This is a genomic window from Burkholderia sp. LFS061 (assembly GCF_047978125.1).
Lineage (GTDB): Bacteria > Pseudomonadota > Gammaproteobacteria > Burkholderiales > Burkholderiaceae > Burkholderia > Burkholderia pyrrocinia_C.
Window position 1 is genome coordinate 1 of sequence record NZ_JBFPFS010000081.1, and the last position, 12,264, is coordinate 12,264.

4 protein-coding genes, 1 tRNA gene and 3 pseudogenes are annotated in these 12,264 nt (G+C 51.9%); 3 read left to right on the plus strand and 5 right to left on the minus strand.

Annotated elements, in window-relative coordinates:
• Positions 1 to 567: 567 nt before the first annotated feature.
• Positions 568 to 1,709, plus strand: a protein-coding gene (locus ACNQQL_RS35080) for an IS3 family transposase (protein WP_222907977.1) whose coding sequence is annotated in 2 segments (ribosomal slippage) — positions 568 to 820 and positions 820 to 1,709 — 1,143 coding nt in all. Because the reading frame shifts where the segments join, the coding sequence is not laid out codon by codon here.
• A 700-nt stretch (positions 1,710 to 2,409) separates the two neighbouring features.
• On the opposite strand, the gene ACNQQL_RS35085 is transcribed toward ACNQQL_RS35080, so the two are convergent.
• The 5 genes and pseudogenes from ACNQQL_RS35085 to ACNQQL_RS35105 all read right to left on the minus strand — a co-directional run.
• Positions 2,410 to 2,483: transfer RNA gene (locus tag ACNQQL_RS35085), tRNA-Gly, on the minus strand.
• 546 nt (positions 2,484 to 3,029) lie between these two features.
• Complete coding sequence (locus ACNQQL_RS35090) at positions 3,030 to 4,055, minus strand: IS110 family transposase (RefSeq protein ID WP_347069205.1); 1,026 nt, start codon at positions 4,053 to 4,055, stop codon at positions 3,030 to 3,032.
• A 70-nt stretch (positions 4,056 to 4,125) separates the two neighbouring features.
• Positions 4,126 to 4,574 (minus strand): annotated as a pseudogene (locus ACNQQL_RS35095) (transposase); the annotation flags it as partial.
• Positions 4,575 to 5,421: 847 nt separating this feature from the next.
• Positions 5,422 to 5,745 (minus strand): annotated as a pseudogene (locus ACNQQL_RS35100) (transposase); the annotation flags it as partial.
• A 42-nt stretch (positions 5,746 to 5,787) separates the two neighbouring features.
• Positions 5,788 to 6,055: pseudogene (locus tag ACNQQL_RS35105) on the minus strand (IS3 family transposase); the annotation flags it as partial.
• Positions 6,056 to 6,363: 308 nt separating this feature from the next.
• Here ACNQQL_RS35105 and ACNQQL_RS35110 point away from each other — a divergent pair.
• Positions 6,364 to 8,091, plus strand: a complete 1,728-nt coding sequence (locus ACNQQL_RS35110; RefSeq protein WP_347069192.1) for a putative Ig domain-containing protein — start codon at positions 6,364 to 6,366, stop codon at positions 8,089 to 8,091.
• A gap of 745 nt (positions 8,092 to 8,836) precedes the next feature.
• Positions 8,837 to 11,758 carry an Ig domain-containing protein gene (locus tag ACNQQL_RS35115; protein ID WP_347069198.1) on the plus strand — a complete coding sequence of 974 codons (2,922 nt, stop codon included), beginning with the start codon at positions 8,837 to 8,839 and terminating at the stop codon, positions 11,756 to 11,758.
• The last annotated feature ends 506 nt before the right edge of the window (positions 11,759 to 12,264 follow it).

The window sequence follows — 12,264 nt, forward strand, 5'->3', positions numbered from 1 at the left end:
GCTTGCTGTTTGAACTCCGGGGAAAACGTACGTCGTTGCTTGCTCATCAGACACCTCTTCATGGCGAACATTCTCGCCTAAATCAGTGTCCGGATTCATTAGACCACTACATAATTCTCGGCGCCGTAATGCGGCACTGCCGCTAGAATTAGCTCCTCTCTGTGTTTCTTGGTCCCGCCTTCTGTTTGGAGGGGCGGGACATTTTTTTGTCGTGCCGAGATGACGGGAGACCATCATTGTTCGGTGGCAGAGTCAAAAATCGAGCAAAGGTGAGAAATGCAAAGCTACGTCCCTGATTGCGGCATCTACACTCTAACCTTCTTGCTGGTCGCGATTCCTTTTCGAATCTAATGTGCGGCGGTTTCGGCCCAAGCTATTCGGCGAAATTTCAAGTTCGATCGAAAGTCGATACCAACTTATCGCGAGATGGTATTTCACCCCAAGCATTGGCTTCGATGGACCTCGCGTCAGTGGTTGAAATGCTGCTGACCCTGACCCAAGAAATAGTCCGGTTCAAAAGTAGAGAAATTCGGCATGATGTGTCCGAGCAGACACGAAGGCCATGCCATGAAGACGAGCAAGTTTACGGAAGAGCAGATCGCATTTGCACTGAAGCAAGCCGAGCTGGGTACGAAGGTCGAAGAGATCTGCCGCAAGCTCGGAATTAGCGAGGCGACTTTCTACAATTGGAAGAAGAAATTCGGAGGGTTGGGACCTTCCGAGTTGCGCCGGTTGCGCCAGCTCGAAGAGGAAAACGCGAAGCTGAAGCGACTCGTGGCGGACCTGAGCCTGGACAAGGCCATGCTGCAGGACGTACTCGCAAAAAAGCTCTGAAGCCTGCCCGTCGGCGCATGTTGATCGATGAGTTGCGTGATCGCTATCGAACGAGTCTGACGAAGACCTGTGCGTTGTTTGGCATGTCTCGTTCGCTGTATCGGTATCAGTCAGTCGCACGCGATTCGTCGGCACTGCTCATGCGTATCAAGGAGATCACCGCCACGCGCGTGCACTACGGGTATCGACGCGTTCACGTGGTTCTGCGACGGGAAGGCTGGAGAGATAATTGCAAGCGCGTCTACAGGCTGTATCGCGCGGAAGGCCTGTCGCTGCGGCATAAGCGGCCGCGGCGCAACAAGTCGGCACGACTACGGCAGCCCAAGCATATGGTGACTACGATCAACGAAATCTGGAGTATGGATTTCGTTGCCGATGCACTGTTCGATGGAAGACGTCTTCGGACACTGACCGTCGTCGACAACTACACACGGGAATGCTTGGCCATCGAGGTCGGCCAAAGTCTGAAGGGTGAGCACGTGGTCGGAGCGTTGACGCGTATCACCGCCATGCGCGGACACCCGGCCACGATCAAGGTCGACAATGGCAGCGAGTTCATCTCGAAGGCAATGGATCGCTGGGCCTATGAACATGGCGTTGAACTGGATTTCAGCCGACCGGGCACGCCCACTGACAACGCCAAGGTCGAAAGCTTCAACGGGCGCTTCCGGCAGGAATGTCTGAACGCGCATTGGTTCTTGTCATTGGCCGACGCGCAGAGCAAAATCGACGACTGGCGCACGTACTATAACGAGGTTCGTCCCCACTCCGCATTGCAGTGGATGACGCCTGCCGAATTCGCCCGTCAGGCAAGGGAATCCGCCTCGCCTGACAACTCAACCAAGCCGGAAATCTCCACTTCCGACCGGGACTAATTCTGGTTCAGGGTCATTTAACCTCGGACTCTAACTGCAGTCCGGACTAAAACCGGGGGCAGGTCACTGCCAGGAATAGGTGTGCTGATTTCATATGACGTACTGCAATGCACGTCGCTTCGGCCGCGAGGTTCCGATCCAGCTTTGAGCGACTTTATTAGTATGAAAAATTTGAGAAACTTCTCGTGCAGCTGCAATGGCTTTGCGAGATAAGATTCGCGATGCTGCGTCTTTCTGGGTAAGCAGCAGCGTTGGGGAAGAGCCCGCCTCTGCACATGGAGGCGGGCTTTTTTCTGCCCTTCTTATAGGCGGGCAAAAAAATGCCGCCCCTGTGGAGCGGCATCAAGGGCAAAGCACCTGCTTTGCCACACGAGGTGACTGCGTCTGAGGGGTATGACGTAGCCGATACCGAGTGTGTCGGAATACCGACGTAGGCGCAGCAAGAATCATCTCTGATTTTGCAAAAAATACTTTCGCTGAGTGGCTCGGCAAGCGTCGATAACCAGTGAGAGTTTCTCGCGATCAAAATATCTCGTCACAAGCATCATGCAGGCCCTGGTCAAAGTTTGACCGGCGGCCAATCGATATAGGTCGACTGCTCCATCCAGCCGATCTCCAGACCCTTGGGAGGGGCGCGAGAGATTTCCAGATACAGCCACCTTCAAAGGTAGGGTCTGTCTGGAGAGGCTGCCTTCATTCGTGGAGCGGATGAAGGGAATCGAACCCTCGTCATAAGCTTGGAAGGCTTCTGCTCTACCATTGAGCTACACCCGCGCGAATGGGCATTTCCGACTGCTGCCCAAGCTTATCTTTAGCGTTGGCAAAAAAGATGCCGCCGTAGGCGGCATGCAAAGAGTCGAAAAGTCCTGAGAGCTCATCCTACATGATGAGCAGATGCGATCATAAGGGAGTTGAGTGGCTCAAGTGTTCGAGAAACCTCTTGATTTTGCGGACTCCGAGATCACTCTCGTAGAGTCAAGGCGCATCGCGTCCGAAAAGAAACCAGCCCCACGAAGAGGTTGGTTTCGGGCCGGTCTTTCCCGGCGGTCGGTTGCGCTGCTATGCGTGAGTATTGCCGGCCCTCGCGCGGGCGAGTATCAACGGTTTCCGGCTGCAGTTCCATCGAACATCGCCGACACGAATATTAACTGAGAATTACCGTCTGCTGAATAGTCGATCGTTTCTTCAAGTCACTCGCAACGGTGACAAATGACGCGCGAAACCGTCGATTGAGTCGAGTGCCAAACACAGCGCAAAACTATGCCAAATCTGGCGCGTCGTTACAGGTACCTCGGTAAAACAGTAAGCGGGATCGGCCGATCAGGCAGGCATGACAGCCGCCTTCGCATCGAAGACAGTATTTCGAGTGACCAGTGCCCAGGCGGTACGCGCCAGCTTGTTCGCGAGAGCACAGGCTACGACATTGGAGTGGCGTCGCGCCAGCAAGGCACGAACCCAATCGGCAAGTGGGCCGCTCTGGCGCTCGAGTCGCTGCATGTAAGCTCGAGCGCACTGAACCAGCAAGCGCCGGATGTTTTTATCACCCCGCTTGCTGATCCCCAGCAGGTTGGCTCTGCCGGCCGTGCTGTATTGGCGTGGCACGAGACCAATCGATGCCGCGAAGTCCCGGCTGCATCCGTACTGCTTGCCGTCGCCCATCTCGGCGCTCAACACGCTCGCCGTTATCGGGCCGACTCCGGGAATCGTCAGCAGACGCTGACCGAATTCATCGTCGGCAAGTTGGCGGGTCATCTCCTTGTCGATCTCGCCGATCTGCTCGCTCAGGTACTTGAAGTGCACATGCAGGCGTTCGAGGATGGCGACGAGGCGCGGTGGCAGTGAATGATCGGCGAGCACGGCCGGCAAGCGTTTGATAACGGCGTTGCCGATAGGCAGGCTGATGCCGAACTCAAGCAGAAAGCCGTGCATCTGATTGACGGCTTTAACCCGATCACGCACCAGCGAATCGCGGACCCGATGCAGGGCTGACAGCGTCTGCTGTGATTCCGTCTTTGGTGTCACAAATCGCATGGCGGGGCGCGAGGCCGCCTCGCAGATCGCCTCGGCGTCCAAGAAATCGTTCTTGTTGCTCTTGACGAAAGGCCGCACGAACTGCGGCGAGATCAGCTTGACCCGGTGCCCGAAGCTGACCAGCTTGCGAGCCATGTGATGCGCACCGGCGCACGCTTCCACGACCACTGTGCAGGCGTGGAACTTGGCGAAAAACTCCAGGAGCTGCTTCCGTCCCACCTTCTTGCGAAACACGGCTTTGCCGTGCCGATCCTGACCGTGAAGATGAAACGAATGTTTTCCCAGATCGATTCCTGCCAGTGTCACGTCTTGCATGATGGCCTCTCCAGAAAGGAAACACCCTGCAGCGTAGTCCGCCTGCAGGGTGGGGGTGACCATCTCATTACTTCATGTGCAGTTCGTCGATTCGTCGCGTCAGCAACTGATCGGCCTCGCTGACAGGCCGCGCCCGATAATACGCGCTCGATCTCGCGATACCAACAAGTCGGACCTGCTGCGAAACAGGCAACGCATGGCCACGGTCAATCATCGCTTTGCGCTCAGCAATCCCGCCTTGGTGAGCGCGCCGCTTAAAAAATCATTTTCCAGGCTGAGTTGGCCGATCTTGGCGTGCAGGGTTTTCACGTCTACCGGTGGCTCGCTCGAAACCGCGCCGGCCGCTCCGAACACGTCGGCCGCGCGCTCCTGCAACTGCCGTTTCCATTCCGTGATCTGGTTCGGATGCACATCGAACTGTTGTGCCAATTCGGCCAGCGTCCGCTCGCCTTTGACCGCTGCCAGCGCCACCTTTGCTTTGAACGCCGCTGAGTGCGTGCGTCGGGTTCGTTTCGTCATTTCCTCGGTTCCTTTGCCTGCATTATCGCGGGCTCAGGCCCCGGCCGTTCCACTTATCCCACTGTCCAATTTTGCGCCGCCACCTCTGCCCGGCCGTCGTACACCACATTTGACATTAGCTGTTCGATAAGTCGAACCCCTGTTTCGGGATTCGCACGAAGTGCTCAGATCCGACCGAAACGGTTATTCACCTTCCTCCGGAAACCCTGTCCGACTTCAACCAAAATCACTGTTCGGCTTCGCCGAAATATGCAGAAGGCGCACAAATTGAGATGATTCTCACTTTCCGGTGCTCTATTTGTATCTAGTATGTGCCGGTATGGCAATAAGTGCGGCTGCATTCGAGTCCTCGACCAACCAGCCCCCATGATTGCTGCGCAGTCACATCCGTGAGCGAGGGGTATTGCCACGGGGTTTGATGGGCGGCTGATGATTGTCTGGTAAGACTAGAGCTGCCTGAGGTTGTCCGTAACGTGATGCTGGAGTGGCCCTCGAATCCGGGGCTGCTTTTATGAAGTGGTTCCTAAGATTGTGATCCATTGAGTGCAGGACTTTGCGCGGCGAGCGGCGCTTCGCGCGCTTTTTGGAGAGGGCGTTTTAATGCTCAAAACGCGATGTCTAGGTCTCGGGCGGCTGCAGCGATGTGAGGTATCGGGGCGACACGACGGGCGCTGTACTATCTTCACAAAACTCACTGTCGCACGGTACTGCGCATTTGCCCTTCGGTGGCAATCAACCGCGGGAGAGGGCGTCCGGCGTCATCGACGGTCAGGTGCAACTTTGGTCGTCAGCCCACCTCGCGAGCGAGCGCTTGCGAACCATTTTTGGGGGCTCCGGACGAATGCTAGTGCGCGCGCCATGGTCGAGTCGATCAACACATGCTCGGTCTCGGTTTCGTTGGCCACGGCGTGAATCATGCGTTCCTACACACCCTGCGACGCCATCTGGAGAAGCGCATGTGCACCGTTTGCCATCGTCCGAACGCCTGCGGCAAGTCGCGCCACGGGCAGCAGGCCCTGCCAATTCAGACCGCTTCGACAAACCGGCGATTGTCGGCCGCCGTTCGTCCTGGGCGGCCTTCCTTGCCCGGTAAGACGAATTCAATTCGTGCCCATACCCCGTCTCGTTCAGTAACGTTCGGATCATCTTGGTCCGCTCGCGCAAACGACAAGATGTAAACACATTTCATCAAATGCAAGCGAACCCTAGTCGCTGCGAACCGACGTGTGTCATCGGCCGTGCGGCCTGAAGGGTTCTTGTTCAACCACTCGATTCCGGAGGGCGCATGCGACGCATCACCAACGCGATTTGCCACTGCGGTGAGCGCTCCATGGTGCACGACGTTGCCACTGCGACCTGCCGTCGTGGCGACCCAGTTCATCGCTTCGCGGTTGCAGCCGTTCAGCGCGAGCGTCACTCAGCAGTTCGCCGTTGTCACAGCGGAACTCGAACCCGACAGAATGCCATCGCTGATTGCTGCGTACCGTACCGCTTATCGCACCGAAGTCGCGGCCGGGACAGCCCGACGATAAACCGCGCATTCACGCCTTGATGTGTATGTCCCGTTATTGCTCCATTGAGGCCGTCGTTATCTGTTCACGCTATCTGGCGTTTTGTGTCAGCAATCTCTTGTGCAACAACACCTCAATCCCTACCAACCAGGAGACCGAAAATTATCGGAAGCTGAATAAAACTCAATTCTCTGTCAACTTTTTCAATGGCGCTGAACGCTAATGCACAGCGCCAGTATTTGTAACCTCACGAATATAAATATCCATACGGAGTATAAATGATGAAAATAAGCCTTAGTAAAAAAACCGGGCGGGTGAACAATCCATTCAGTGGGCAAATAACCGTTGCCGATGCTGTTCACGGCGGCATCTACAAATTCCACGTTGTGAGTGGCGACCAAATACATTTTGATGTCAATGGAAAAGGGAGCGGCACCCCTTATCGCGCAGGAAAAATCACAATAAAAATCTTGGCAAAAAAAATAAAAAACCAAAACGACACGCCGGATTTCGATCATCCCGATATTGAGGCTTTCCTTGATATTAATATTCTGGATGCATTGAAAATAACTCCCGTGAACGGCAATGCGCTGTACTTGCGTGCAGGCACTGCGCCAATTAACGCGATTAAGTTCGCTGTAACTGGTGGGGTCGGCCCTTATGAATGGGAAATTGACACAAGCCAGGGTATACTTCCGCCGGGTGTGACATTGAATAAGAGCACCGGAGCGCTGGAGGGGGTGCCTGCGCCGCATGAAGAACAAAAGCAATACTCCACTGGCCAGATATATATAATCAAAATCGTGGCTAAAAGCAGTGTTGCAGATATGAGCGCTGTGGCGGTTCGGGAAATTCACGTCTATCCTAAATTGGAAATTGAATATAGAGATCACAACCCGCCGGTGCAGGGGCAAGATTATGCAGCAGCCCTCAATGTTCCGTATGCAGGTTCCTCCCAAGACCATCTGTCTTTCAGCGTGACGCCGGGCGACACGGGCCTGGAAATCAATAAAGAAACCGGATATATTTATGGTAAGCCAAAGAATGCTGGCCTCATGACACTTCACTATTCAGTGAAAGATTTAAACGGATATGAAGGGAAAGGCACCAAGAGAATTAGTGTGGCGCCCCCTGGTGCGTTGACTCTGGCTCTGCCAACACAAAATGACATCGCATATTCTGGCGAGAGATTTCATAAGTCCGTGACTTGTACTAATTCGTTTGGTTCGGTGCAATACCGTTTACTATCAGTGACCCCGCAGGATATGAAGAGTTTCTTCACGCTTACTGATAATGGCGAACTCACCGGGACCGTGCCAGAAGGCAGCGAAATCACAGAGGTTATTTTCGATATTGTGGCGATGGACGCCTCCGGTCGAACGAATATGACAGAAGTTAATAAAGTAAAAAAGGGCACGGAATACCCGATAAAAGTTGGTCATCATATACGTATACACCGCCTTCCCGAGGCTGCGATGCCTGTCGCATATGTCGGCAAGGAGATTAATATAGATCTTGTTCAGGAATCTACTGGACGGCCTTTTACTGGAATAGAACCTATAGGAAGCATGCCTATTGGTGCAGAAGTGATAAGAGGCACAACGATATTGAAATATACGCCGCCCGCCAATACGGAAGAAGGCTTGATGGTCATAAAATATAAACTAAAAAATAAATATGAAGTAAAAGAGACTAGCCTGGAGATTATGGTGCGCAAGCAAAGTCTTTTTCTGAAACAGATCACTCCACTGGAGGTTAAAAAAGATAGCGAATCAGTAATTAATCTAACTTATGATCATGAGTACACTGGCGGCATCAGTGACATAATCTGCAATCAGCACGTCGGCGCATCTATCATCACCGATACTACGGACGAACGCGTACCTAAATTAAAGGTGACGGTTCATGGCAATTTTGGAGGAAAATTTATCGAAATTCGTTATGCAATTATAGGCAATTCCGGCCAATCTTCCAATATTGGTAAGGTGACGCTCAATATCAAGTAAGAGCGAAAGCTACACGGCTGGGAATTTATGTTTCCAGCCGTTTCTATCTTTCGTCTGTTGTATTTTAATTTTGGTATCCGAAACTTAAAGACGGTTTCGTAACGGCAACCCGGTGTGTTAGAGAGATCTCCGCAGATGCGTAGACGTCTAAAGTGATGCAATCGCGCGTAGGTGGATCCAATGACGCAATGATATTTGTCAAGGCCAGACTTGTGTTTGGTACGGTGTCTGGCACTCACCGGTCCGATATCGCGATTGTCGAGATGCGTAACTGCGATCGGCGTAGAGCCACTTGCAGTCGTTGAATTGATCGACCGGGGGGGGGATCGATCGGAATTCCACCGCACAGTGGTAGTAATTGCGTTGCGTTGTTGTGACATTCGATCCGGTCCGAATCGCCGGGCACTGTTTGCGTTTTTGACGACGTGATGCATGTAATTGGGGAAACAGGTCGCGTTGCTTCATTTTTTAGCCGATATTAGCTGCGATGAATCGACAACTCTGTGCGGCACGATCGAGATCGATCTCATGTGCTGTCCATAGCTTCGCGAACAGCAATTCGTGCCGCCACTGCCTTACGGGACCGGCCACCTGCCTGTCGCGTAGTTGTCGCCGGTGGCGTCTGGCCGCAACCAGTGCTGCGACGTATAAAGCGTATGAGCGCTACCATTTTTTGCAGTTTTTTCTGCATCAATTTAATTTCCCATTTGTGGATTACTAAAAATCAATTGCGCTGGAGAAAAGTATGGCCACTTTGAATGAGAAGAACCATCGTGTATATCTTATTAGGGCCGCGTACGGCGGCAGGGAGGCCAACGATCCAGCTGCAACGCCGGATGGAAAGCTCCCAGACGCAGTCACCGGTTTTGAATATCTGTCGGACGGGACTTCTCCGTGGATGTTTTCTACGCAAGGAAATACATTGCCTTTTCCGGATCCCGATATGCCAGGGAAGTCAAAATTAAAAACATATACAGTTTCTGTAATCGCACCACTCCCGTCTCTGAGAGGGTTCCGCTATTCCCTTCCAAAGGGGCTGAAAATTGATGAGGATGGAATAATCAGCGGCATACCGAGTGATAGCCCTGGGGTTTATAGCTTTGGGATTTTGATGAGCCCCAAGGCGGGAACTAAAGGGAAGGAGGTGATTGGTTATTTTTCAATTACATTTCTTGATGGGAAAAGTAAAATAAACGACAAATCATCCGTGCCCGATGAAATATTTCTACCCATCATAAAAAAATCACTTGAAGAACCCGAAATTTTGAAAAGATTTAGAGGTAATGGATACGAATGCGAGATAAACGAAAAAATTCTTGGAAATGGATTTTACCGGGCTGAATATTTGGGTGGACGATGTCCTACTGGCGACGTTAGTTTGTGGAAGGAGCACGATACTCTTGTGATCCACGGGTTTGCCGAAGGGGAACACACGGCTCGCCCCAGTGATATATATAGCGTCGACACAAACTACCTGGCGACTCGGGAGGAGAGTGCTATTTTGGTGCGGGCATTTTCGAGAGCGAGTAATGTGTGCGAGTTGTTTGTGCTGCGTATCACAGTGGTTCCTCTTCTTGTTAAAGGGTTGACAAAGCTGCCCCCAAGAAATCAGGGAGAGCGATTTGTCGCTCAGCTGGCGGCGGAAGGTTGGGTCCCTCCTTACAAGTTTTTTTCACCTAACCCAGCAATATCGCAGCATAAGAAGTTGAGGATTATTTCACTAAAAGAAAATGGCGAAATAGAAGTAGATATAAATCCAGTTTCGGGTGATTTCCCGGGGCAATACGATATGTTTCGTGTATGGGTTGTTGATGCCGAGGGCGACATGTCATGCCTTGAATATGAAATTGAAATCTTGGATCAATTAAGCTTTTTTCCGGAAAATCTCAATCCGGGTGTTCAGGGGATGAAGTTCATCCCAAATATGTTTATTGTTTATTGGAAGGGGGGGCATCTGCCGATAATCGATGCCATGAAATTATCTCCGATTATGCAGGATCCTTCAAAGGACTTTCCTGCTGGGATGAATTTTAGATTCTCTCCGTTCGGTTGGGTGGCAGAAGTAACGGGGACGCCCACAGTGGCAGGAGAGTTTAATTACCATCTCAGGGCTGAGGCTGTTCGAAATGAAATGCCAGTCTTTGAGGCAACGCATAAGCAATCGCTTACGATTCTATCGCAAAGCGATGGATTTTCTTCCGTAACCATTCCCCCCGGAGAGGTTGGTAGGGAAACGAACTGGACTAACATCCTAACTCACAAAGATGGTTATCGCGAGGTGAGGCTTATTGCAGGGGAAATTCCGCGTGGCCTCAATTTACATGATAATTACCTCATTGAGGGGGAGCCACTTGCGGACGGGGACTATAAATTTGCGACAACAGCTGTAACCGTTGCCGGGAATCAAAAGGTTCGATTTATAAATTCCATTCGCATAGAAAAGTCAAAGAAAACGGATGTCTCGCTAAATAGATTCAGATATTATACATATCCAGGAGGACGAGGTGTGGTCGACAACTTGGACAGCTATGTACAAGGTAAAGGGATAACAGGGTTGACAATTTCCGATAAAGAAATAATTAGGAAGGATGGTTTTTTGAGTTATGCCGGTATCTTAGCCGATGTCGACGGACGTCATGTGCTGTCGTTCCAAGTTGGAGAACGCTCGTATGGCACGTATCCGGTTGTACTCGAAGTCGGGTTCGAACCTCATGGAGTGGTAAGTGATATTATATTGATTACGGTTCTCGAGCCGGGCGAGCGGTTTCCTGCGCACTCTGGGGCTAAAATACCTGATTATCTCCGGGGATTTGATAAAAATATTACATTTCTTCCGCTGAAAATAGAGGGTGCAAAAGTTGGGACGCCGATATCGGGAAAAATCCTATTGAAGGACGAGGGGGGGCAGTATGAGTTCTTTTTGAAAGAAGGAGTCCTTCCGGGAGGTGGCGTTATTGATTCGAATGGGGAGGTGTCGTGCACGCCGGACAGGCCGGGAATTTTCTCTTTCGGGGTGGAGGCAAGATCCAAGAATAATAAAGGAAGTGGGTTTCACTTCTATCTGATTTCGGTGGCCCCAGGGATACGTATTTTTCCTGAAGAGCTGTCTCAAGGGGCGTGGGTTGGAGGGGATTACAAGCAGCAGCTTTCAGTAGAGAATGCTGAGGGTAATGTTAAATTCAATTTGCTGGACAACCGGTTGCCTAAAGGAATTTCCCTGACGGAGAGCGGCGTCCTATCGGGGGTGCCGGTTGAAGGCGGGATTTTTAAATTCCGTGTGGAAGCGAGTGACGCTCATAATTACATTGGGAAAATTGCGTATAAGATGGTCGTCGAAGAACAGCCGGTAATGGCGCCTCATTATCATTCTTTGCCCCATAATCAGCTCAAAATTACGATTGACCTGAGTGAAAAGGCGCATGGCGGAAAGTTTTTCGATGCGGAAATTTTATCTATCGAGCACGGAGATCACGGCAAAAAAGAGGCTAGAATTGAACTGGTAAATGATAGATGGATGCTTTATTTTGAATTTAAACCGAATTTTCATGGTCCGGTTGCTATTGAGTATAGATTAAAGAATCATCTTACTTGGTCTAAGCCTGGCATTGTAAGACTAGTGAGATTTGACGAGCCGAAAAAACAGCAACGAGATGCGGGCAGTTCTTAAACCGTTGATTTCTGAGTTTGAGCATTCGTCCAAGGGAGGGCAGCGTCGTTCGGTCAATGACTGCGCTGCGCTGAATGGTATCTTATATGTGCGCCAGAGCGCAGCGTTATTGCATAAGGGGCACTAACACAACTTGGAGGGTAAGCCCCTCGGCTGGGCCAGTCCCCTGATTCACGTGCGCGCGTGAGGCATGATGGCGTGGTGGAGTCCGTGTAGATCACGGGGGATCGTGTCCATGATTTGCGATCGTGGACACAGTAGAGTTTCGCATGCGGCATCTTCACATCCACCGGCGGCTCGCTCGACGGCGCGCCCGCCGTGCCAAACACGTCCGCCGCGCGCTCCTGACCTGCCTGATTTCTTCGGGCCATTTCAATCTTTGGGAATGGCCTCGGTGATCTGCTTGGGGTTTCCGGGCCAAATCTAGAGCGAGTTTTCCGGCGTTTCGGGCACTGCAGAACCCGATGAAGGCGCCAGCTGACGAGCGAATTCGGCTGGCGCCAATT

What these genes read in the sequence shown, in the direction of transcription:
- ACNQQL_RS35110 (WP_347069192.1), top strand. Translation starts at nt 6,364, where the DNA reads ATGATGAAAATAAGCCTTAGTAAAAAAACCGGGCGGGTGAACAATCCA.
- ACNQQL_RS35090 (WP_347069205.1), bottom strand. Translation starts at nt 4,055, where the DNA reads ATGCAAGACGTGACACTGGCAGGAATCGATCTGGGAAAACATTCGTTT.
- ACNQQL_RS35115 (WP_347069198.1), top strand. Translation starts at nt 8,837, where the DNA reads ATGGCCACTTTGAATGAGAAGAACCATCGTGTATATCTTATTAGGGCC.